Below are 22,656 nucleotides of genomic sequence, written 5' to 3'. Positions count from 1 at the left end.
GGAATACCCGGCGACGGTGCAGCTGCTTTCGGGGGTTAGATGAAGTCCAAGCGTTCGATGCGCGGCATCGCGATGTCCGGCGTCGCGGTGATGATGTTGGCCGGTTCCCTGTGGGCGCAGTCGCCGCCGCCGGCCGAGGCTGCGATCGGCGCCTCGCCTCGACCGGACCAGCCCGAGGCGGTCAAGCCGGAGCCGACCCAAACCCCGCCCAAACCCGCGCCGGCCAAAGCCGAGCCCGCGAAAGCCGAGCCGGTCAAAGCCGCGCCGGTCAAAGCCGCGCCGACTCCGGCGCCCATGCCGACCCCGGTCAAGCCGGCCGCGTCGTTGGCGTTTCCGGCCACTACCCGTGCCTTGCCGCTGTCGAACGCGGCACCCGCGATCGACGCCGGGCAAGCTGCGCCCACAAGCACGGCCCTGCCTACGCGCGTTTCGCCGGTGCCTTCGAAGCTGCCGGCGAAGACGCCGGCCGCCGCCGACACCGATGTGGCAGCCATCGCGGTGAAGGCTGCGCCGGCCAAGCCGGCCGTCGCAAGCAAACCGGCGCAGCCGGTCGCGGCTGCCGCAGCGAACGCGAACGCACCGGCCAGCTTCGCGCCCTTGCCCACACCCCTGCCGGACGCGATCGCCGATGCCGTCGACCCAGCGCCGGTGGCGCAGGCGACGGCGGCCGCCGGCTACCCGGTCGAAGCCTCGCTCGTTCGCGATAACGAAGCATTGAGCGAAATCCTGGTCGAGCCCGGCGCGGCCGCACCGATCCCGATGCTCAGCGCGCCGGATCTGGAGGCCTATGTCGACGGCCTGGTGCCGCTGGCGATCGCGCGCGGCGGACTCGCCGGCGCGGTCGTGGTGGTGGTTCGCGACGGCCAGGTGCTGTTGGCGAAAGGCTATGGCTACGCCGATGTGGAAAAGCGCAAACCGATGGACGCCGCGCGTACCCTGGTGCGTCCGGGTTCGATCTCCAAGTTGTTCGTCTGGACCGCGGCGATGCAGTTGGTCGAGCAGGGCAAGCTCGACCTCGACGCCGACGTCAACCGCTACCTCGACTTCAAGATCCGCGACTACGCCGGCCAGCCGGCGACGATGCGCCAACTGATGACCCACACCGCGGGTTTCGAGGAATCGGCCAAGCATCTGTTCGCCGCCGACGAATCGCGCCTGCTGCCGCTCGAGCGCTATCTAAAACAGGTGCAGCCCGAGCGCGTGTATGCGCCAGGCAAGGTGCCGGCGTATTCCAACTACGGCGCCGCGCTCGCCGCCTACATCGTCCAGCGCATCAGCAAGCAGCCTTTCGACGACTACATCGAAGCCAACGTGCTGACGCCGCTGCGCATGCGCCAGTCGAGCTTCCGCCAGCCGCTGCCGAAGGGCCTGGCCGGCGATATGGCCAAGAGCTACAGCAGCGCAGGCGGCGCACCGATTCCGTTCGAACTGGTCAACCCGGCGCCGGCCGGCAGCCTGTCGGCGACCGGCCTGGACATGGCGCGTTTCATGATCGCGCAGCTCGACGAGCGCGGTGCCGGCGCTGTAAGGATCTTGCAACCGCACAGCCTGCAGACCCTGCATGCGACCGCGTCGCGGCCGATCCCGGGCCTGGATGCGATGGCGCTGGGGTTCTTCCGTCGCGACACGCGCGGGCCGGTGGTGATCGGCCACGGCGGCGCGACCGAAGCCTTCCAGAGCAATCTGGTGTTGCTGCCGGCGCACGGGCTCGGCTTGTTCGTGTCCGCCGACGGTCCCGGCAGCGCCGGGCGCGCGCTGCATCGCGACCTGATCAAGGGCGTGATCCAGCGCTATTTCCCGGTGCGCGCGGCGCAGCAGCCGACTCTGCCGACGGCGCGCCTGCACGCCGAGCAACTCGTCGGCCGTTACGAGAACAGCCGAGCTTCGAGCAGCAACTTCCTTGGCATCGCGCGACTGCTAGGCAGCGCCAAGATCGAGGTCAACGACGACGACACTCTGAGCGTGTCGGCATTCCGCACGCCCGACGGCCGGCCCAAGCGTTGGCGCGAAGTCGAACCCTATGTGTGGCGCGAGGTCGGCGGCGACAGCCTGCTCGCGGCCAAGCTCGACGGCAACCAGGTGATCGCGGTCAGCAGCGACGACGTGCCGGCGGCGATGTGGCTGCAGCCGGTGCCCGGCTGGCGTTCGCCGGGCTGGATGCTGCCGCTGCTGTGCCTTGCGCTCGCGGTGCAGGCGTTGGCGGTGTTGCTGTGGCCGGTCGCGGCCTTGGTGCGCCGCCACACCCAACGGCGATTGCTGTTGAGCGAACGCGATCGCCGCCTGCGCCTGCTGAGTTTCCTCGGCCCGATCGGCAATCTGGTCCTGGCCCTGCTGTGGCTGTGGATCATCACCCGCATCGACGCGTCGGTGCGCATGCTCGACGGCGCGCTCGATCCGTGGGTTCGCGTCGCCCAGTTGCTGGGGCTGGCGAGCGTGGCGACCGCGGTGGTCGCCGTGCTCAACGCGCGCGCGGTGTGGCGTTCGTCGCCGCAGCGTCTGCGCCGCGTCTGCGCGATCGCGGTCGCCGCGGCCTGCGTGGCGATGGTCTGGTACGTGTTCGCGCTGCGGACGATGAGCTGGTCGCTGGTGTATTGAATCGCGGCGGCGAGCACCGGTTGAAACGACGAGGCCGCGGAGCGATCCGCGGCCTCGTCGTTTGTTGCGAAGGCGACCGGTGCAGCGCCGGATAACGCGGTTTCGCCTCAGCGCTTGTCTTTCTGCGCCGGCACGAAGTCTTCGCGCACCGCCTTGCCGAGCAAGTCCGGCGGCAGCAGGCCCTGGTCGAGCAGGTAGTTGTTGAACTTGAGCCGGTCGAAGCGATCGCCGAGCGCCAGTTCGGTTTCCATGCGCAGTTCCAGGATGCGGCTGTAGCCGTAGAAATAGCTGCCGGCCTGGCCCGGCGCGCGGAACATGTAGCGGTCGAGTTCCTGCTTGGTCATCGCTTCCGACAGGCCGACCTGTTCGGACAGCACGCGGCCGGCGCTGGCGCGGTCGGTGAGGCCGAGGTTGAGCATCGGGTCGAGGATCGCGCGCGCTGCGCGCAGCAGGCGGAACTGCAGCGCGATCAACTGCCCGTCGAGCGGCTCGTACGGCACCATCTCGGCTTCGGCGTACAGCGCCCAGCCTTCGACGTTGACCGAGTTGAAGGCGAACATCGAACGCGCCAGCGAGATGCCGCGTTCGACCATGGCGGTGAACTGCAGCTCATGGCCCGGGCGGCCCTCATGCGCGGACAGGGTCCAGGCCACCGACTCGTAGTTGAAGTCGTCGTACTGCAGGGACTTGCCGTCCGGGCTCGGCACCGACAGCGGCAGCACGAACTGGCCTTGCTGACCGGTATTGCCGACCAACGGCGCCGGCAGGAAGTGCGGCGCCGGCTGCGCCGCTGACTCGGCCTCGCTGCCCAGGCGCATCACCATCGGCCGCTGCGGCACGTCGACGATCTGCTGCTTGCGGATGATCGGGTCGATCGCGTCGATGACCTTGCGGTAGCGCGGTTCGAGCTGATCGTTGGGGATGGTGTCGCGCTTGAGCGCGCGCATCACCTGCACATAGTCCTGCGGGTCGGCGACCTTGAGGCCCTTGGCCTGTGCCACCAGCGGCGCGAGCTGGGCCATCGCCGCCCGCGTTTCCATGAACTCGACCTGGGCGCGGCGGATCAGCAATTGCGGATCGACGTCGATGCCGAATTGCTTGAGCGAGTAGGCGTACAACTCGGGCGGCAGGCGCGCGTCGCTGCGCGCCTTCGGCAACACCGTGCTGCGGGTCCACTGGCCGTATTCGCGCAACTGGGTTTCCATCGCCTTCAGCGCCGGCTCGGCGCCTTTGATCTGGTACTTCTCGAACAGCTTGCGGATGCCGGCGGCGTAGGTATCGACGTTGCCGAGCGCCTGCTCGACTTCGAGCTTGGTCGGCTGCAATAGATTCGTGTCGCCGAGGCGCTCCTCGTAGCGCTGGCGCGCGAGCACGGTCAGCGGTTCGCTGCCCGGCGCCAGGCCGACATAGGCGTTCAGGCGCGCGAGCGCGCTGGCGCGGCGCTCGGCCGGCGCCTGGTCGGACAGCAACGCCTGCATGCCCGAGAACACCGTTTGCGGCGCGTCGAACCACGGCAGCACCAGGCGCTCGTTGAGCGCGCTGCCTTCGATGTTGTTCTCGGCGGCCTGGATCATGATCTGCAGGTCCTGGCGCACGTCGGCGTTGCGCTCGACTTCGAGCTTGCCCTGCAGTCCGCGCTTGGCCTCGGCCATCGCCGCGCGGAAGCGCTTGCCGACCTCGGGCTTGAGGTCGCTGACCTTGTCGTCGTAGCCGGGCACGCCGAAGAACGACATCTGCTCGGGCGCGAATTGTCCCTGCGCCTGGATCAGGATCTTGGCGTATTCGTTGCTCTGCGCGACCCAGGCCGGTACCGGCTTGGCCGCGGTTTGCGGCGCGGAGGCCGGGACCGGCTTGGCTGCGCCTTGCGGGGCGGAGCCGGCGAAGGCGAGAGTGGGCGCGGACAGCGCCAGGGCGACGGCGAGAACGAGCGGCTTCATGAGGTGGCTCACTGGGTTGAAGCGGCCAGCATCGGCGCGACGGCCCCCGGAGCCAAGCGCCGAAGGTCATGCGGCGCGCGAATGCCTTGAACGAGGCATCTCGAATGCAGCGCCTTGCGAGGGGCTCGGCATCGAAGCGCCGCCGCGCGATGGCGGCGGCACTTCGACACGGCGGTCACAGCAGATCGATCGAGGTCTTGTTCGCGTCGAGGTTCACGCGCATCACTTCATAGCGCCAGGCGCCCTGCTCGTTGACGGCTTCGATCTGAACATCGCCCTTGCCCTTCGGGCCTTGCACGAAGATGAACAGCTTGGCCACGCCCTGATCCTTCGGCTCGACCGCGCCGAGCACGAACCTGTCCTCGAGCGGTTCGCCGAGCGCGGCTTTCACCTCGGGATTCGCACGGGCCCGCTCCATCGCCTCCATGAAGGGCGGCGTGTACCTCATCGAATCCATGACCGAATACGTCATCCATGCGCCGATCGCCACGCTCAGCGTAAACAACACGCCCAAGGCCAGCAGCAGGGTCAGGATCCAGTGACGCTGTACCCAGGGCTTGCGGTAGGGCGCGGCGGGGCGGGAGGCATTCATGGCAGGGCATCCATTCGGTGGGCGTCAGTGCGCTCAGGGCTTGAGGCAGCGATCGAAGAAATCTTCGGTAAGGCGCAGGCGGTGCAGGTTGTCGCGGCCGCGCAGGCCGTGCTTGGCGCCCGGGTAGGTCATCAATTCGAACGGCTGGCCGCGTTGTTGCAGGGCGCTCATCAGCACGGTCGAGTTGGTGAACAAGACGTTGTCGTCGGCCATGCCGTGGATCAGCAGCAGCTTCGAGGTCAGGCCGTCGATGTGTTCGAGCACGCGGCCCTCGCGATAGCCTTCGACGTTGCCCTTCGGCAGGCCCATGTAGCGCTCGGTGTAGTGAGTGTCGTACAGGCCCCAGTCGGTGACCGGTGCGCCGGCGACGCCGCAGGCGTAGCGGTCGCTGGCCTTGGCCAGCAGCATCAGGGTCATGTAGCCGCCGTTCGACCAACCGTAGACGCCGATCTTGTTGCCGTCGACCCAAGGCTGCGACTTCAACCAGTCGACGCCCTTGAGCTGATCGGCGACCTCCACGGTCCCCTGCTTGCCGTACAGTGCGCCGCCGAAGGCCGCGCCGCGCCGCGGCGTGCCGCGGTTGTCGATCGAGAACACCACGTAGCCGCGCTGGGCCAGGTACTGGTTGAAGTCCGGCGACCAGGCGCGCTTGACCGTCTGGGTGGCCGGGCCACCGTAGACGTAGACCACCACCGGATAGCGCTTGCCCGGGTCGAACCCGGTCGGCTTGATCAGGCTGTAATGCAGGGCCGTCTTGCCGTCGGCGGCGGGAATCGTGCCGTATTCGATCGGGCGCTGCGCGGCGCGGTAGGGCGCGAACGGATGCGCAGCGTCGTCGAGGTTATTGTCGATCAGCGCGGCGATACGGGTGCCGTCGTTGCGGTACAGCTCCAGTTGCGGCGGCGTCTGCGGGTTCGACCAGGCGTCGACGTAGACATTGGCCTTATGGGCGAAGCTGGCCGAGTGATAGCCATCGGTCTTGGACAGGCGTTCGATCGGGCCGCCGGCGAGGGCGACGCGATAGACCTGGCTGTCGAGCGGCGAGTCCTTGCCGGCGGCGAAATAGACTTGGCCGGCGTCTTCGTCGACCGCGAGCACGCTGTCGACCGGCCAGTCGCCCGAGGTCAGCGCGGTCGCCTTGCCGTCGTCGCTCAGCAGATACAGGTGCTCGTAGCCGCTGCGTTCGCTGTTCCACAGCAGGCGGCCGTCCTTGAGGAAGCGCAGGTCGTTGTGCAGCGGCACCCAGGTCTTGGAGCGCTCGCTGACCAGGGTGCGCTGTTTGCCGTCGCCGAGGTCGGTTTCGATCAACTCCAGCAGGTGCTGGTCGCGCGACTGGCGTTGGAAGGTCAGGTGCTGGGCATCGCGCCAATCGACGCGGGCCAGGTAGATGTCCGGGTTCTTGCCGAGGTCGATCTCGCGCGGCGCGGCCTGGCTTCCGATCGCGGCGACCAGCAGGCGCACGCCGACGTTGGCGTCGCCGGCGGCCGGGTAGCGTTGCTCGACCACGTCGGTGCGATCGGGATACACCTCGTAACGCTTCTGCACCGGCACCGGCGATTCGTCGATGCGCGCATAGGCGATGGCGCTGTCGTCGGGCGCCCACCAGTAACCGGTGTGGCGGTCCATTTCCTCGTCGGCGACGAATTCGGCGACGCCGTTGCCGATGGTGTCGCTGCCGTCGCGGGTGAGCTGGCTCGCCTTGCCGTCGGCCAGGTCGATCACCCACAGGTTGCGGTCACGGACGAAGCTGACGTAGCCGCCCTTCGGCGACAGCTTGGGGTCGGTGGCGAAGCCTTCGCCGTGGGTGAGCTTGCGCACCGCGGCCTTGCCCGACTTGCCCAGGTCGTACAGATACAGCTCGCCGCCGAGCGGGAACAGCAGGCGCTTGCCGTCCGGCGACCACTGGTAGTCGACGATGCCCGACAGCGCGGCGATGCGCTGGCGTTCGCGGCGCGCCTTCTCGGCGTCGCTGAGCACTTCCGCGCCCGGCAGCACGTCGTCGGAATCGACCAGCAATTCGGTCTTGCCGCTGGCGATGTCGTAGGCCCACAGATCGAGGCGGTTCTTGTCGCGCTGCTTGCCACGCAGGAAGCCGACCTTGCTGCCGTCGGGCGCGATCTTCGGCTTGACCAGGCTCGGCCCCGACAAGGGCGCATCGCCGGTCAAGGCTTCCAGGGTCAGCTGGCCCGGCGCCGGCACGCTGTGCGCAGCATCGGGCGTGGCGGCGAGGGCGAAGCTGGGCGTGGCGATGATCGACATGGCGAGCAGGCAGAAAGCGAGGCGGCGGGGCAGGCGGTTGTTCATGCGGGCGATGGTTCCGGAGCGTGGCCTCGACGGCGAGGCATCAGGTGATGGGGGCCGGCGTGCCGAACAGATGGCGGCGCATCTCGTCGGTCATCGTACGGTCGGCACGGTAGGCCTTGCCCATCTCGTAGACGCGCCCGAACGCCGGCCGCGACGACAGCGCGTCGTGCCAGCGCTGCACGTTCGGATAACGGCTCAGGTCGACGTAATGCCATTCGTGCTCGCGGGTCCAGGGGTAACAGGCGAAATCGGCGATGCTGAGTGTATCGGCGGCGACGAACTCGCGCCCGGCCAGGCGCCGGTCGAGCACGCCGTACAGGCGCTCGGTCTCGCGCTGGTAGCGGTCGATCGCGTAGGGCACCTTTTCCGGCGCATAGCGGTTGAAGTGATGGTTCTGGCCCAGCATGGGGCCGTAGCCGCCGACCTGCCAGAACAGCCATTCCTCCACTTCGACCCGGCCGCGCAGGTCCTGGGGCAGGAACAAACCGGTCTTGGCCGCCAGATACTGCAAGATCGCGCCGGACTCGAACACGCTGATCGGCGTGCCGCCATCCGCCGGGGCATGGTCGACGATCGCCGGCATGCGGTTGTTCGGCGAGATGCGCAGGAACTCGGGCTTGAACTGGTCGCCGGCGCCGATGTCGACCGGCTTGATCGCATAGTCGAGCCCGGCCCCGGCCTGCTGGGCCTCTTCCAGGAACAGGGTGATCTTGTGGCCGTTCGGGGTCGGCCAGTAATAAAGGTCGATCATCGGCAACTCCGCGTCGAAAGGCCGCAGTGTAAGCGTGGCCCCGCGGCCGCGGCGGCCTTGCCGATGGAATGGCGTGTGCCGGCCGCGCCCAGTCGCGGCAAGGCCTGCGCCCACTGCAGCTGAACCCTCGGGCCGGCCCGACGTGGCGGCGTCATCCGCGCCCGGCTACTCTTGGCCCCCTATATCGCATCAGTTACGGGCTTCGCATGACCGATCCAAAGAGCAACCGCCTCAATCCCCTGCCGGCGCTGATCTTCAGCTCGCGCTGGCTGCAGCTGCCGCTCTATCTGGGCCTGATCGTCGCCCAGGGCGTGTACGTCTTCCAGTTCGTCAAGGAACTGATCCACCTGGTCCACGACGCGGCGACGCTGACCGAGCAGGGGATCATGCTGATCGTGCTAGGCCTGATCGACGTGGTGATGATCTCCAACCTGCTGGTGATGGTGATCGTCGGCGGCTACGAGACCTTCGTATCGCGCCTGCGCCTGGAAGGGCATCCCGACCAACCGGAATGGCTGAGCCACGTCAATGCGAGCGTGCTCAAGGTCAAGTTGGCGATGGCGATCATCGGCATCTCCTCGATCCATCTGCTCAAGACCTTCATCGGTGCCGGCAGCCTCGGCCTGCCCTTGTGCGGCACGCCCGAAGCCTTCGCAGCCGCGCAGGCCGCCGCGCTCGCGACCGCCAACGGCGTGGCCAACGCGACCGCGCGTTGCTCGGACCTGACCTCCGAAGGCGTGATGTGGCAGGCGCTGATCCACTTCCTGTTCATCGTCTCGGCGATCGGCATCGCCTGGACCGACAAGCTCATGAGCACCACGGTGCAGAAGCCGGGCAAGTCCGCGCACTGAGCCCGGCGACGACGCGGCCGCCCGCTCAGCGCGCGGCGGCCGCTCGCGGTTGCATGATCGCGCGCCGCAGCCGCACCGCGTCGGCGCGATCGGAAAAACGCAGGCGGCCGTCCTGTTTGTCCAGCCCGAGCGCGCGATACGCGTTCTGTGTCGGTGGGAACTCGCGCATCGCCGCATAACGGCGGAACTGCGCCGTGAACACTTTGCCGCCGCCGAGCCGGTCGAGTTCGGCGACGAATTCTTCCGGCGTGGCCTCGCTGTTGCTGCCCAGGCAACAGCGCGAATAGCGCGACAGCACCGTATCCAGGTCGAGGCGGCGTTCGCGCCGCAGCGCCAGGTCGGCTTCGAGCCAGAACATCGCCCCGCCCCAATAGATGCGCATGGTGCTGGCGCGGCTCCAGCCGATCTCGCCCAGCGGCATGCCGGCACCGCTGTTGCGGCCGCGCGCGAAGCCGGCATCGAGCCGGCGCCAGGCTTCGTCGCCGTCGAGCTGGCCGGCGCGGGCGCGCAACACGTTCTGGTAATAGCTCGCCAAGCCCTCGGCGAGCCAGCGGCCGTCTTCGCCGAGATAAGGATGGAACAGGTGCGAGAGCTCGTGCACGGCGGTCCAGTCGTCGCGCAGCTCGTCGATGCCGGCGTCCGGGCGCACGTACAGCAGCACCGAGACGCCGTCGTCGCGCCGGGTCTGGCCCCAGGGCACCGGGCTGGGATCGCCTCGGCGGCCGCTCTGGCCGGGGCTGCCTCGACCCGTGCCGCGACTTTGCCGGATCAGCACTTTGGCCTCTCGCAGCGGCAGGCGGCCGTAGGCGGTCAGGGCGGCGTCGGCGCATTCGGCGATCCAGCGCTGAAGCTCGTCGACGCGCTCGCGGTCGGCCACGCCCTCGACGATCACCCGCAGGCGCGCATCGCCGACGCGGATCACCCGTTCATTGTCTTGAGCAACGTCTTGAGCAACGGCCGGCGCCGCGCCCGTCCCGCAAGCGAGCAGGGCGCAGACGAGCAGGGTCGGCAACGACGGCAGGCGGGCGGCCATGGCCTGCATTGGAACGCGATGCGCTGCGAAGGTTCCCGAATCCATCGCAGCTACAATAGCCGGCATGGACGTATCGCATTTGCTCGACGCACTCAATCCCGCCCAGCGCGAAGCCGTTTCGGCACCTCCCGGTCATTACCTCGTGCTCGCCGGCGCCGGCAGCGGCAAGACCCGCGTGCTGACCCACCGCATCGCCTGGATCAACGAAGTCTTCGGCGTGCCGACCCACGGCATCCTCGCGGTGACCTTCACCAACAAGGCCGCCGGCGAAATGCGCGGGCGCGTCGATGCGCAGTTGCGCCACGGCGCGCGCGGCATGTGGATCGGCACCTTCCACGGCCTGGCCCACCGCCTGCTGCGCCTGCACTGGCAGGAGGCCAAACTGCCGGAAGGCTTCCAGGTGCTCGACAGCGACGACCAACTGCGTCTGGTCAAGCGCGTGGTGCAGGCGCTGGAGCTCGACGAGACCCGCTTCCCGCCGCGCCAGATCGTGTGGTGGATCAACGCCCAGAAGGACGAAGGCCGGCGGCCGCGCAACATCCAGCCGGCCGGCGACGAGTGGGCCGACGTGATGCTGCGCTGCTACGAGGCCTACCAGGAGCGCTGCGAACGCGCGGGCCTGGTCGACTTCGCCGAACTGCTGCTGCGCGCGCACGAACTGCTGCGCGACAACGCCGCGCTGCTCGCGCATTACCGCAACCGTTTCCGCGAGATCCTGGTCGACGAGTTCCAGGACACCAACGCGATCCAGTACGCTTTCGTGCGCGTGCTCGCGGGCGACTCCGGCCGCGTGTTCGTGGTCGGCGACGACGACCAGGCCATCTACGGCTGGCGCGGCGCCAAGGTCGAGAACGTGCAGCGCTTCCTGCGCGATTTCCCCGGCGCCAGCACCATCCGCCTGGAACAGAACTACCGCTCCAGCGCCAACATCCTCGACGCCGCCAACGCGGTCATCGCCCACAACCCCGACCGCCTCGGCAAGAAGCTGTGGACCGACACCGGCCACGGCGAAGCGATCGACCTGTACGCGGCCTACAACGAGATGGACGAGGCGCGCTTCGTGGTCGAGCGCCTGCGCCAGTGGGTGCGCGACGGGGGCAGCTACGGCGACGTCGCCGTGCTCTACCGCAGCAACGCGCAATCGCGCGCCTACGAAGAAGCCCTGCTGTCCGAACAAGTGCCGTACCGGGTCTACGGCGGCCAGCGCTTCTTCGAGCGCGCCGAAATCAAGGACACCCTGGCTTATCTGCGCATGATCGCCAACCGCGCCGACGACGCGGCGTTCGAGCGCGCGGTCAACACGCCGACCCGCGGCATCGGCGAGCGCACCCTCGACGAGGTGCGCAAGCGCGCCCGAGCCGATGCGGTCTCGTTGTGGGAGGCGGCGCGGCGGATCTCGCAGGAGACCGGGCTCGCCGCGCGCGCCCGCAACGCCCTGGCCGGGTTCGCGCTGTTGATCGACACGCTCGAAAGCGATGTGGTCGAGATGCCGCTGCCGGAGAAGATCGATCACATCCTGCAGCGTTCGGGTCTGCGCGAGCACTACGCCAACGAATCGCGCGGCCAGCTCGATTCGCGCACCGACAACCTCGACGAACTGGTCTCGGTGGCCTCGCGCTTCACCCGCACCGACGAAGACGAAGCCGCGGCGATGCCGGAGCTGATCGCTTTCCTCAGCTACGCCGCGCTCGAGGCCGGCGAAGGCCAGGCCCAGGCCGGCGAGGACGGCGTGCAGTTGATGACCCTGCACAGCGCCAAGGGCCTGGAGTTTCCGTTGGTGTTCCTCGGCGGCCTGGAAGAAGGCCTGTTCCCGAGCGGGCGTTCGACCGAGGAGTCCGGCCGCTTGGAGGAAGAGCGCCGCCTGGCCTATGTCGGCATCACCCGTGCACGCGAGAAGCTGGTGCTCAGCTATGCCGAGACCCGGCGTATCCACGGCATGGACATGTTCGGGGTGCCCTCGCGCTTCCTGCGCGAGATTCCGCCGGCCCTGCTCAACGAAGTGCGGCCGAAGGTGCAGGTGTCGCGCCCGGTGTACGGCGCCGGCCCGCGCCGTGCCGACTACGGCCATGCCGCGATCGAGGCGCCGCCGGTCAAGCTCGGCTCGCAGGTGCGCCATGCCAACTTCGGCACCGGCACGGTGACCGACTACGAAGGCACCGGCACGCATGCGCGGGTGCAGGTCAACTTCGACGACGCCGGCAGCAAGTGGCTGGTGTTGGCCTATGCGAACCTGCAGCCACTCTAGCTAAACGTTCGACGCGCCAATAAAGAAGCGAGACTCTCTCAGGCCGCATCCCCACGATGAGTTGCCGGCCCGGAGTCTTCGTTTCGGCGCAGCCGAATACCCAGGGCTTCACCGAGGCATTACTCTGAAGTCTCTGGATCCCCGCTTTCGAGGGGATGACGGCAGGCAAGATCGCCGCGATTCCTTCAGATCGTCATCCCCGCGAAGGTGGGGATCCAGGGGTTTCCGCCGAATGACTCCGAAGTCTTTGCGCCCCCGCCAGGGCGTACAGTTCGGATGCGGGGATGACGGTTCAAAGCCACCGTCCATCGAACCAACGCTCAAGCAATGGAGTGCACGATGAAAAGAAACACAGTCGGATTTCTGCTGAGCCTGTCGGCGCTGTCGATCGCGGTGTTCGTATTCCGCGACATCTATCTGTTCTCCAAGGTCTCGATCCGACCGGACTGGGCGCAGTTCCTGCCTACTTGGCTGGGCGTGTCGGATTTCATCGGCCTACTGTGTCTGGCGCCTGCGGCTCTGATGCCAGAGCGTCTGAAGTCGGTCGCGGCGGCGCTGGCGAAGTGCGTCTTTCTGGCGCCGCTACCGGTCTTGATCGTTTACTCGAACGATCACGCCCATTCCGGCCTGTGGATGAATCTGCTGTTCAACTACGGCTGGGTCGGCCTGCATTGCCTGATCCCGGCGGTGATGCTGTTCGTCGTCCGCGGTATCGTCGACGGCGCGCGTGCGCTGGCGAAGCGAGCGTCCAGCCGCTGAGCGGAATCTCCGCAGCTCCGTTCCCCCTTTGAAGAGGGGGGCAGGGGGAGTGCTCTCGCGACGGCATCCGGTCGGCGATCGTCGGCCTGGTTCCGCTTAGCCTCGCGCCGCTTCAGCGCGTGGCGTCGCCTGGGACCGCACGTGGCCCGTCGGCGAGCTTGAACGATTTCAGCAGCAGGTCGAAACCGGGCTGGGTCTGCGGCAGATCTTCGTCGGCGCTCTGGGTGATCAGGAACGCGGTGCGGTGGGCGCCGGTGATCTTGCGGTACTCGCGCCGGTGCGGGACCTTCACTCCGCCCATGCTCAGCGTGTAGTGCTCGCGGATCGTGCCCTCGGCGAAGGCCGAGCGGTCGAAGCGGCTGTGTCCATTCATCGCCGATGGCGTCGCCTTGTCGGCCTCAGCGGAGAAGTCGCGGGCGAAGTCCTCCAGTTCGGCGGTCGTGTCGGCCTGCACGATGGCGACGAACATCGCCGCGCCCGGGCTCTCCACGATCATGTAGTGGACGGCGTCGACGCGCTTGTCCTCGGCCATGCTCCAGTTGCCGGGGATGCTCATGTGCACGCCGAGGCGGTCGTAGCTGAGCGGTCGCGAGACGTCGGCGGCGGGTTCGCCGCAGGCGCACAACGCGACGGCGCAGGCGCCGGCCAGCCACCCACGGTATGAGCACCAGCGGGACAACAACGAATGCAGCGCGGATTCGCGAGCCATCGACATCTTCCCTGAGTGTCGCCACCCCTGTGGACACGGCGCTCACCCTAGCAGTTCGCCGCCGATTCCTCGCCTGCCGTTGGTCTTGCGACGCAGGGCCCGGCGGACACGACCAACGACACTGGGAGGCGGCGGCGATGCCGGCCTAGGCTGCGGTTCATTCGTCTATCGAAAGGGGCCCGCCGATGTCCTTGCGTTTCGTCCTTGCCGCCGCGCTTGCCATCGGCGCGCTGCCGGCCACCGCCGCCGACCTGCACGCTGACCCGCGCAATCTGCAACCGACCGATCTGTTCGATCTGGAGTGGGCCGATCAACCCGCACTGTCGCCCGACGGGCGCCGCATCGTCTATCAGCGCAAGTTCTTCGACCGGATGAAGGACCGCCGCCGCAGCAATTTGTGGCTGGTCGATGCCGGCAGCGGCCAGCAGCGGCCGCTGACCAGCGGCGCGGCCAGCGACGGTGCCGCGGTGTGGTCGCCTTCGGGCGATCGCATCGCCTGGGTGTCCGATCGCGACGGTTCGACCCAGGTCTGGGTGCGCTGGATGGACAGCGGCCAGCAATCGCCGATCAGCCGCCTCAGCGAAGGCCCGAGCGGTTTGACCTGGTCGCCGGACGGGCGCTGGCTGGCCTTCACCATGCACGTCGCCGCCGACACCACGCCGCTGGCGAAGTTGCCGGCCAAGCCCAAGGGTGCGGAGTGGGCCGAGGACGTCAAGCTCATCGACAAGATGAACTACCGCGCCGACGGCGCGGGTTACCTCAAGCCCGGCTACGAGCATGTGTTCGTGATGCCGGCCGACGGCGGCACGCCGCGCCAGGTCACCCAGGGCGATTTCCAGCACGGCTCGACCCTGGCCTGGAGCCACGACGGCCGCTCGCTGTTCGTCGAGTCCAATCGCCGCGACGATTACGAGTACCACCCGATCGAGAGCGAGATCTACCGCATCGACGTCGCCACCGGCGCCGCGGTCGCGCTGACCGATCGCACAGGGCCCGACCGCGCGCCGGTGTTGTCGCCGGACGGGCGCAAGATCGCCTACCTCGGCTACGACGACCGCAAGCGCAGTTATCAGATCGCGCACCTGTACGTGCTCGATCTCGACAGCGGCGTTTCGCGCGCTTTGACCGAGGGCTTCGACTACGACATCGAAAGCCCGCAGTGGGACCGCAACGGCCGCGGGCTTTACTTCGGTTACGACCGCGACGGCGTCAGCCGCCTGGGCTGGATCGCCGCGAGCGGCGGCAAGGTCGAACCGGTGACCGGCGACGTCGGCGGCACGGCGGTCGGCCGGCCCTATCCCGGCGGCAGTTTCTCGGTCGCCGCCGGCCGCGTCGCCTACACCCACGGCACCGCCGCGCGCATGGCCGACGTGGCGGTGGTCGAACGCGGCGCCAAGCCGCGCGTGCTGACCGAGCTCAACGCCGACTCGCTGGCGCGCAAGCGTCTGGGCGAAGTCGAGACCCTGTGGACGAAGTCTTCGGCCGACGGGCTCGATGTGCAGGGCTGGATCGTCAAGCCGCCGCAGTTCCAGCCGGGCAAGCGCTATCCGCTGCTGCTGGAGATCCACGGCGGCCCGTATCAGAACTACGGCCCGCGCTTCGCCGTCGAAACCCAACTGTATGCCGCCGCCGGCTACGTCGTGCTGTACGTCAATCCGCGCGGCAGCACCAGCTACGGCCAGGCCTTCGCCGACCACATCCACCAGAATTATCCGAGCCACGACTACGACGACCTGATGAGCGCGGTCGACGCGACCATCGCCAAGGGCTATGTCGACCCGCAGCAGTTGTTCGTGACCGGCGGTTCCGGCGGCGGCGTGCTGACCGCGTGGATCGTCGGCCACACCGACCGTTTCCGCGCCGCCGTGGTCGCCAAGCCGGTGATCAACTGGACCAGCTTCGCCCTGACCTCCGACGGGCCGTCCTACGTCACCCAGCATTGGTTCCCGAGCGGGCCGTGGGAGGCGCAGGAGCTGTACTGGAGGCTGTCGCCGCTGGCCCACGTCGGCAAGGTCGTCACCCCGACCATGCTGATCACCGGCGAGAACGACTACCGCACGCCGATCTCCGAGACCGAGCAGTACTACACGGCGCTGAAGCTGCGTCGCATCGACAGCGCGATGATCCGCATCCCCGGGGCGTCGCACGGCATCGGTGCGCGCCCGAGCGAGACCTTGGCGCAGGTGCTCAACACCCTGGAGTGGTTCGAGCGCTATCGCAACAAAGCGGCGGCCGATCCCGCCGCAGGTTCAGCCGGAAACGGCCGCTAAGATTCCACCCTCATGCTATTCCCCCCTTTGCAAAAGGGGGGAAGGGGGGATTTGCTTCTACCGGCAAGTTCGACCATTCAGTGCATCCGAAGCAAATCCCCCACGCTACGATTCGCATCGGCCCAGCCGATTGCGCCGGGCGTCTGCCCCCTTCTTCAAAGGGGGCAGAAGTTCGCGATGGCGTTGGTAGGACAGCCTCGTCGCCGCCTAAACCTTTGTGCAACTTCACGGGACGCAGTCGAAAAGGCAGTGTCGCCGCCCCCATATTTCGTGCAGGCTGGGTTCAATCCAGCTTCACGCCGAAATGGAAGGCCTCGATGCGCAGCCGCTCGCGCAGGTAGAAGGCGTGCGCGTCCTGGCGATGGGTGCCGGAATCCAGTTGCAGGCGCGCGCAGCCCAGGCGCTTGGCCTCGGCCTTGAGCCAGTCCAGCATGGTCTTGCCGTAGCCGCGGCTGCGCACGGCCTGGTCGGTGATCAGGTCGTCGACGTAGACGTGCAGCCCGACTGCGAGCATCTCCATCACTCGCCAACAGGCGAAGGCGCGCGGCACCCCCTGTTCGTCGTAGAGCACCGTGGCGCGACAGCCCTCGGCGATCTGGCGGTGCATCTGGGCGACGAAGCCGGCCTCGTCGAAGTGCGGGCGCAGTTGCGAGACCAGCGGCCAGACGGCGCGAAGCTCGGTGTCTCCGACGATGGTTCGAATGTCCATGGGTTCGGGGGCGAGGAGTCAGAAGTGAGGAGTTAGACGGGAGAATTGAGGGCAAGCTTCGGCTCGCGCGCATTCCCCACGCCTCGGCGCAGGTTGGAACGACCGCTGAGGATGGAGACGAGGCTTTGCTCACTCCTCGCCACTCGCTCCTCAGCCGGTCACCAACTGAAGAGCTTGTAGTACACCGGCGAGACCGTGCCTTCGCCCTTGCTGGTGTCGAGGCGGCCGTCGCCGTCGTTGTCGACCAGGTAATAGGTCGGGCCGCGGGTGGGGGTGACCTTGACCGCGCGCAGCTGTCCGGCGATGCGGTATTCCTCGATCACGTCGCCGTTCTCGACGGTGCGGGTGCGGACATCGGCCCCCTGCAGGGCGGCGGTCGGGTCGTCGTTGGCGCCCCCGGTCGTGGCGCAGGCGGCGAGCAGGATGGCGATCAGGGAAGGGACGAGCAGGCCGGCGGCTTTGCGGGCCGGCGAGGCGGTGGGGGCGCGCATGGCGGTTCTCCGTGTCTCAGGCCGACAGCATACGCTGCGCGCCCGTTAAGCCGCTGCATCCGCGGTCACGGTCGCAGCCCCGGCGATGGGGCAGCGTAGAATCGCCGGCATGAAAAGACTCGTCCTGATCGATGGTTCCAGCTACCTCTACCGCGCCTTCCATGCGCTGCCGCCGCTGAGCAACGACGCCGGCGAACCCACCGGCGCATTGTTCGGCGTGGTCAACATGCTGCGCTCGACCTTGAACGAACGGCCCGACTACGTGGCCTTCGTCGTCGACGCGCCGGGTAAGACTTTCCGCGACGACCTCGACCCGCAGTACAAGGCCAACCGCCCGCCGATGCCGGACGACCTGCGCGCTCAGGTGCTGCCGATGTGCGCGATCGTCGAAGCGCTGGGCCTGCCGATCCTGCGCGTCGACGGGGTCGAGGCCGACGACGTGATCGGCACGCTGGCGCTGCAGGCCGCGAACGCAGGCATCGACGTGACCATCTCGACCGGCGACAAGGACTTCGCCCAACTGGTGCGCCCGGGCGTGTCCCTGGTCAACACCATGAGCGGCAGCCGCATGGATTCGGACGAGGCGGTGTTCGCCAAGTTCGGCGTGCAGCCCAACCAGATCATCGACCTGCTCTCGCTGATGGGCGACAGCGTCGACAACGTCCCCGGCGTCGACAAATGCGGGCCCAAGACCGCGGCCAAGTGGCTCGGCGAGTACGGCACCCTGGAAAACGTCATCGCCCACGTCGGCGACATCAAGGGCAAGATCGGCGACAACCTACGCGCCGCGCTCGGCCGTCTGCCGCTCAACCGCCAGCTGACCACGATCAAGACCGACGTCGCACTCGACCGCAGCCCCGAGCAGCTGGCCCTGCGCGAGCGCGATGCCGAGGCGCTGCGCACCTTGTATGCGCGTTACGGCTTCAAGCAGGCGCTGCGCGAGCTCGAAGGCGGCGCCAATGCGGCCGCCAACGAACTCGCCGCCGACCGCGCCGGCTTGCGCGCGACCGCGGCGGGCCACGCGCGCGCCTCGGCGAGCGCTGAGAATCCGGATGCGGCCCTGTCGGCCAAGGGCGAGTACGAGGCGGTGACCACCCAAGCGCAGCTCGACGCGCTGATCGCGGCCCTGCAGTCGGCCGACGAGTTCGCCTTCGACAGCGAGACCGATTCGCTCGACCCGATGCGCGCCAACCTGGTCGGCCTGAGCTTCGCCACCGAGACCGGCCGCGCGGTCTACATCCCGCTCGGCCACGACTACCCCGGCGCGCCGGCCCAGCTCGACCGCGCCGCGGTGCTCGACGCGCTGCGGCCTGTGCTGACCGATCCGGCGCGGCGCAAGCTCGGCCAGCACGGCAAGTACGACCTGCACATCCTGCGCCGGCACGGCATCGACTTGCTCGGCTATGCCGACGACACCATGCTCGAGAGCTTCGTCTACAACGCCACCGCCAGCCGCCACGACATGGATTCGCTGGCCAAGCGTTACCTCGGCTACGACACCATCAAATATGCCGACGTCGCCGGCAAGGGCGCCAAGGCGATCGCGTTCTCGCAGGTCGCCATCGACGACGCCACCCGCTATGCCGCCGAGGACGCCGACGTGACTCTGCGTCTGCACCGCGTGCTCGGCGCGCGCCTCGCCGCCGAACCGGAGCTCGAACGCGTCTACCGCGAAATCGAAATGCCGCTGGTGCCGGTGCTCGAACGCATCGAGGCCAACGGCGTGATGATCGACGGCGACGAACTGCGCCGGCAATCGCAGGACCTCGGCAAGCGCATGCTCGACGCGCAGATCAAGGCCACCGAGCTGGCCGGGCGCACCTTCAACCTGGATTCGCCGAAGCAGTTGCAGGCCTTGTTGTTCGACGAGTTGAAGCTGCCGGTGCTGGTGAAGACGCCGACCGGGCAGCCGAGCACGAACGAAGAGGCGCTCGAAGCGATCGCCGACCAGCACGAGCTGCCGCGGGTGATCCTCGAATACCGCGGCCTGGCGAAACTGCGCAGCACCTACACCGACAAGCTGTCGGAGATGGTCAACCCGGACACCGGGCGCGTGCACACCAGCTATCACCAGGCCGGCGCCGCGACCGGGCGCCTGGCGTCGAGCGACCCGAACCTGCAGAACATCCCGATCCGCACCGACGACGGCCGCCGCATCCGCCGCGCCTTCGTCGCGCCCGAAGGCCGGCGCCTGGTCGCCTGCGACTATTCGCAGATCGAGCTGCGCATCATGGCGCACCTGTCCGAGGACGTCGGCCTGGTGCGCGCGTTCGAGTCCGGCGCCGACGTGCACCGCGCGACCGCGGCCGAAGTGTTCGGCAAGAAATCGCTCGACGAGGTCAGCGGCAACGAACGCCGCGCCGCCAAGGCGATCAACTTCGGCCTGATGTACGGCATGAGCGCGTTCGGTCTGGCGCGCCAGCTCGGCATCGGCCGCGGCGAAGCGCAGGATTACATCGCCCTGTATTTCAGCCGCTATCCCGGCGTGCGCGACTTCATGGAGCGCACCCGCCAGGATGCGCGCGATCGCGGCTACGTCGAGACGGTGTTCGGTCGGCGCCTGTATCTGGAGAACATCAAGGCCACCAACCAGGGCTTGCGCGCGGGCGCCGAACGCGCGGCGATCAATGCGCCGATGCAGGGCACCGCGGCCGACATCATCAAGCGAGCGATGATCGACATCGACGCCTGGTTGGCGTCGCATGCCTCCCGCGCGAAGATGATCCTGCAGGTGCACGACGAACTGGTATTCGAAGTCGAAGCCGATTTCGTCGATACCCTGGTCGGCGAGGCTTCACGCCGGATGGCGGGGGCGGCCAGCCTGAGGGTGCCGTTGGTCGTCGACAGCGGGGTCGGAATTAATTGGGACGAAGCGCATTGATTATGCGGAAACCATTGATTTTGCTGGAATTGGTTTAATGAATCAGTCCTGAATCCAACAATTTATTAACTCCCATCTTCACGAACTATCCATGTGCGGGATGGTCATATAGGTCGCGACAGATGCAACGTCTGTCGCTGATCTCTCCCTCCCCTGGAGTGATCCCCCGGAGCGAACGACCCCTCCCCAGGTCACGCTCCACCAGCCCCGCCGGCCCCCCCTGCCTGCGGGGCTTTTTATTTGCGCGACAGAAAGTTTACTGAACACGCTTAACGTAGGCCAGGCCTGCGTTTCGCGGGCGACGCCAGGCGTCGTCGCTATCTGCGCTATTAATCACCGATGCGTATGCAGCGCGCCGCCTCGGAATCGATGCATCCTCAGAATCGATACGTCAGCGACAACGACAGTTCGCGACCCGGCGACGGGAAACCGATATAACTTTTCGAACCGGCCTGATAACCGTAAGTGCCGTGGTCGTAATAAAAACGATCGAACAGATTGTTGACCGCCGCGCCGAGTTTCAGGCGATCGTCGCCGAGCAGATTCCAGTTCGCCATCAGGTCGACCACGGCGTAGCCCGGCTTGTCGGGCGCATCGGCGGCGATGCTGTTGCGTTCGTCCTCGACCAGGCGCGCGCGCACCGCGTAGTCGGCCTGTCCGGACGCGGGCTGCCAGTCGTAGCGCGCGGTCCAGGTGCGGCCGATGCTGGTGCCCAGGCCGAGGTCCGCATCGTTGAGCGGGCGGTCCTCGAAGCTGTTGTCCGACTGCCACACGCCGACGCTCACGCCCATGCGCTGCCAGCGCTTGCCGATCTCGGCCTCGTAGCCTTCGACCTTGGCGTCGCCGATATTCTCCCAATAGCCCCAGGCGGCCTGGCCCGAATACACCGCCGAGATGTAGTGCTCGATGTTCTGGCGGAAGGCGGTGGCGCGGGCGAAGTAACCGTTGCGCTCCCAGGACACGCCGAATTCGAGGTTGTCGGCGCGTTCGCCTTCGAGATCGCCGCGGTGGGTGTAGAGCGCGCTGAAGAAGGCTTCGCGGATGGTCACGCCGCGGAAGGCTTCCGAATAGGCCAGGCGGAAGGTCAACGGCTCGATCGGCGTCCACGCGATCGACAGGTTCGGGCTGAGCTTGTCTGCGTCGTTGGCGGCGCCGGCGCTGACGCCGGACACGCCCCTGTGGCGGTAATCGTCGTAACGCAGACCGGCCGAGAGCTTCCATTGCGGCGACACGTCCCAGTCGCCCTGGGCGTAGGCGCCGAACACGCGCGCGGTCTGTTCGGTGCGGCCCCAGAACGGCGGCGGCGTGGCCTGCTGGCGCGCATGCAGGCGGTCGCTGCGGTAGTCCAGGCCGTAGGTCAGCGATAACGACTGCCACAGCGCGGTGTTGCGCAGGTCCAGGCCGGTGCTGGTCTGTTCGCCGGCGCTGTAGAGCAGGCCGGTGGTGTTGCGGCGGTTCTGGTATTCGCTGCGGGTGCGGTAGGCGTTGATGCGCAGGTTCAGTGCGTCGCTGTCGGGGTCGTAACGGTGCTCGTAGGACACCGTGTCGCGGCGCATCTGGTGATCCGACAGGACGAAACGACCGCTGAAGTTGGTCATGTGCGGGCGTTCGTAATACGTGCCGGTGTCGTCGAGGTGTTCGGCCGACAGGTCGAAGCTGTGCGCATCGAACAGGCCGCTGAGCTTGAACTGGGCGCGTTCGTGCCGGTAGGCGGTCGGCTTGACCCGGTCGCCGTGGCCGTCGTCGTAATCGCCGCCGTCCTGATAGACGTAGGTGGCGAGCACGCCGAGCCCGTCGGACAGGCGGCCGTAGCCGGCCAGCACGCCCTTGTAGCTGTTGCCGCCGTTGAGGCCGGCCGCGGCCTTGACCAGGAAGCCCGCGTCCTGGCCGGGGCGCAGCAGGTCGAAGGCGTCGCGGGTGCGCACGCGCAACGCGCCGGTCAGCGCGCCGGCGCCGCTGGTGGCCGCACCGGCGCCGGCATCGAGTTCGATCGACTTGATGAACTCCGGCTCGATCTGCACCCGGGTCTGGTGGTGATACAACTCGGCCGGCTCCTGTGCGCCGTCGATGGTGACGTTGAGCATGGTGTCTTCGAAGCCGCGCACGTAGATCTTCTGCGCGACCGGCGAGCCGCCGCCGACGGCGACGCCGGATTCGTTCGACAACAGGTCGCTGAGGTCGGAGGCCTGGCTCAGCTCGATCTCGCCGCGGTCGAGATCGAAATTGCCCGGCTCGCGTTCGGCGACCACGGTGATCGAGTCCAGGGTGCGCGCCGCGTCGCCGCTCTCGGCGGCATGGGCGAGCGGGGCGCAGGCCAACAGGGCCAGACCGGACAGCAGACGCGAAGACGGAGCGGACATGAGGCGGCGTTCCTTCGGATAGGCGCGCAAACGCCTGCGGCCGGAACGGCGCAGGCGGACGCTGGATAGGGAAGGCTTCGCGCTGGCTGGAGAACCCCGGGCGGGCGAAGCCTGTGCATTCTGCGGTCCCTGTCCCCAGGATGCAAATGCGAATCATGATCAACAAGTG

The 22,656-nt window shown here is 67.8% G+C and carries 16 protein-coding genes; 6 read left to right on the top strand and 10 right to left on the bottom strand.

All coding sequences use genetic code 11. From position 1 onward, the window contains the following. Positions 1–35: 35 nt before the first annotated feature. A complete protein-coding gene (locus LC490_RS20095; protein ID WP_223621359.1) occupies positions 36–605 on the bottom strand; it encodes a hypothetical protein in 570 nt (189 codons plus the stop codon). Here LC490_RS20095 and LC490_RS20090 point away from each other — a divergent pair. Next, positions 598–2,595 (top strand): serine hydrolase domain-containing protein, encoded by a 1,998-nt coding sequence (locus LC490_RS20090; protein ID WP_223621358.1) that lies wholly within the window; start codon positions 598–600, stop codon positions 2,593–2,595. The genes LC490_RS20095 and LC490_RS20090 overlap by 8 nt on opposite strands. A gap of 107 nt (positions 2,596–2,702) precedes the next feature. On the opposite strand, the gene LC490_RS20085 is transcribed toward LC490_RS20090, so the two are convergent. The 4 genes from LC490_RS20085 to LC490_RS20070 form a co-directional block, all read right to left on the bottom strand. Then, on the bottom strand, positions 2,703–4,532 hold the full coding sequence (locus tag LC490_RS20085; RefSeq protein WP_223621357.1) for a DUF885 domain-containing protein: 1,830 nt from the start codon (positions 4,530–4,532) through the stop codon (positions 2,703–2,705). 175 nt (positions 4,533–4,707) lie between these two features. After that, positions 4,708–5,124, bottom strand: a complete 417-nt coding sequence (locus tag LC490_RS20080; RefSeq protein ID WP_031371246.1) for a cytochrome c oxidase assembly factor Coa1 family protein — start codon at positions 5,122–5,124, stop codon at positions 4,708–4,710. A 33-nt stretch (positions 5,125–5,157) separates the two neighbouring features. After that, positions 5,158–7,323, bottom strand: coding sequence for a S9 family peptidase (locus LC490_RS20075; protein ID WP_343223028.1), 2,166 nt, complete (start codon positions 7,321–7,323; stop codon positions 5,158–5,160). Between the two features lie 145 nt (positions 7,324–7,468). Next, positions 7,469–8,179, bottom strand: a complete 711-nt coding sequence (locus LC490_RS20070) for a glutathione binding-like protein (RefSeq protein WP_223621355.1) — start codon at positions 8,177–8,179, stop codon at positions 7,469–7,471. 206 nt (positions 8,180–8,385) lie between these two features. Between LC490_RS20070 and LC490_RS20065 the strand changes: the two genes are divergently transcribed. Continuing rightward, entirely contained in the window at positions 8,386–9,030 is a 645-nt protein-coding gene (locus LC490_RS20065; protein ID WP_031371243.1) for a TIGR00645 family protein, read from the top strand. A 25-nt stretch (positions 9,031–9,055) separates the two neighbouring features. On the opposite strand, the gene LC490_RS20060 is transcribed toward LC490_RS20065, so the two are convergent. Further along, positions 9,056–10,063, bottom strand: a complete 1,008-nt coding sequence (locus LC490_RS20060; protein WP_223621354.1) for a hypothetical protein — start codon at positions 10,061–10,063, stop codon at positions 9,056–9,058. Positions 10,064–10,127: 64 nt separating this feature from the next. On the opposite strand from LC490_RS20060, the gene uvrD reads away from it, so the two are divergent. Then, complete coding sequence (gene uvrD / locus LC490_RS20055; protein ID WP_223621353.1) at positions 10,128–12,308, top strand: DNA helicase II; 2,181 nt, start codon at positions 10,128–10,130, stop codon at positions 12,306–12,308. Between the two features lie 339 nt (positions 12,309–12,647). Then, on the top strand, positions 12,648–13,067 hold the full coding sequence (locus LC490_RS20050; protein ID WP_152566139.1) for a hypothetical protein: 420 nt from the start codon (positions 12,648–12,650) through the stop codon (positions 13,065–13,067). A 112-nt stretch (positions 13,068–13,179) separates the two neighbouring features. Here LC490_RS20050 and LC490_RS20045 read toward each other — a convergent pair whose 3' ends face one another. Further along, positions 13,180–13,776 carry a hypothetical protein gene (locus LC490_RS20045; RefSeq protein WP_223621352.1) on the bottom strand — a complete coding sequence of 199 codons (597 nt, stop codon included), beginning with the start codon at positions 13,774–13,776 and terminating at the stop codon, positions 13,180–13,182. Positions 13,777–13,961: 185 nt separating this feature from the next. Between LC490_RS20045 and LC490_RS20040 the strand changes: the two genes are divergently transcribed. After that, positions 13,962–16,046: a S9 family peptidase gene (locus tag LC490_RS20040; protein ID WP_223621351.1), complete on the top strand. Its 2,085-nt coding sequence runs from the start codon at positions 13,962–13,964 to the stop codon at positions 16,044–16,046. Between the two features lie 283 nt (positions 16,047–16,329). Here LC490_RS20040 and LC490_RS20035 read toward each other — a convergent pair whose 3' ends face one another. Both LC490_RS20035 and LC490_RS20030 read right to left on the bottom strand, forming a co-directional pair. After that, positions 16,330–16,755, bottom strand: coding sequence for a GNAT family N-acetyltransferase (locus LC490_RS20035; protein ID WP_031371237.1), 426 nt, complete (start codon positions 16,753–16,755; stop codon positions 16,330–16,332). A gap of 158 nt (positions 16,756–16,913) precedes the next feature. Then, the gene (locus LC490_RS20030; RefSeq protein WP_051884641.1) at positions 16,914–17,246 is read right to left on the bottom strand and encodes a DUF2782 domain-containing protein; all 333 of its coding nucleotides are present in this window, start codon (positions 17,244–17,246) and stop codon (positions 16,914–16,916) included. A 109-nt stretch (positions 17,247–17,355) separates the two neighbouring features. On the opposite strand from LC490_RS20030, the gene polA reads away from it, so the two are divergent. Beyond that, positions 17,356–20,127, top strand: coding sequence for a DNA polymerase I (gene polA / locus LC490_RS20025; protein WP_223621350.1), 2,772 nt, complete (start codon positions 17,356–17,358; stop codon positions 20,125–20,127). Positions 20,128–20,504: 377 nt separating this feature from the next. Here the strand turns inward: polA and LC490_RS20020 are convergent, their stop codons facing one another. Next, on the bottom strand, positions 20,505–22,487 hold the full coding sequence (locus LC490_RS20020; protein ID WP_223621349.1) for a TonB-dependent receptor: 1,983 nt from the start codon (positions 22,485–22,487) through the stop codon (positions 20,505–20,507). Positions 22,488–22,656 lie beyond the last annotated feature (169 nt).

Origin of the sequence: Lysobacter sp. ESA13C, from assembly GCF_019970005.1 — a bacterium.
In the GTDB taxonomy this organism is placed as follows: domain Bacteria; phylum Pseudomonadota; class Gammaproteobacteria; order Xanthomonadales; family Xanthomonadaceae; genus Lysobacter; species Lysobacter antibioticus_B.
Note: the sequence above shows the minus strand (reverse complement) of the source record. Positions and strands in the feature narration are given on the sequence as shown.

Coding starts and splice junctions, on each gene's coding strand:
- LC490_RS20070 (WP_223621355.1), bottom strand. CDS start 8,179: ATGATCGACCTTTATTACTGGCCGACCCCGAACGGCCACAAGATCACC.
- LC490_RS20085 (WP_223621357.1), bottom strand. CDS start 4,532: ATGAAGCCGCTCGTTCTCGCCGTCGCCCTGGCGCTGTCCGCGCCCACT.
- LC490_RS20050 (WP_152566139.1), top strand. CDS start 12,648: ATGAAAAGAAACACAGTCGGATTTCTGCTGAGCCTGTCGGCGCTGTCG.
- LC490_RS20030 (WP_051884641.1), bottom strand. CDS start 17,246: ATGCGCGCCCCCACCGCCTCGCCGGCCCGCAAAGCCGCCGGCCTGCTC.
- LC490_RS20080 (WP_031371246.1), bottom strand. CDS start 5,124: ATGAATGCCTCCCGCCCCGCCGCGCCCTACCGCAAGCCCTGGGTACAG.
- LC490_RS20060 (WP_223621354.1), bottom strand. CDS start 10,063: ATGGCCGCCCGCCTGCCGTCGTTGCCGACCCTGCTCGTCTGCGCCCTG.
- polA (WP_223621350.1), top strand. CDS start 17,356: ATGAAAAGACTCGTCCTGATCGATGGTTCCAGCTACCTCTACCGCGCC.
- LC490_RS20020 (WP_223621349.1), bottom strand. CDS start 22,487: ATGTCCGCTCCGTCTTCGCGTCTGCTGTCCGGTCTGGCCCTGTTGGCC.
- uvrD (WP_223621353.1), top strand. CDS start 10,128: ATGGACGTATCGCATTTGCTCGACGCACTCAATCCCGCCCAGCGCGAA.
- LC490_RS20035 (WP_031371237.1), bottom strand. CDS start 16,755: ATGGACATTCGAACCATCGTCGGAGACACCGAGCTTCGCGCCGTCTGG.
- LC490_RS20065 (WP_031371243.1), top strand. CDS start 8,386: ATGACCGATCCAAAGAGCAACCGCCTCAATCCCCTGCCGGCGCTGATC.
- LC490_RS20040 (WP_223621351.1), top strand. CDS start 13,962: ATGTCCTTGCGTTTCGTCCTTGCCGCCGCGCTTGCCATCGGCGCGCTG.
- LC490_RS20045 (WP_223621352.1), bottom strand. CDS start 13,776: ATGGCTCGCGAATCCGCGCTGCATTCGTTGTTGTCCCGCTGGTGCTCA.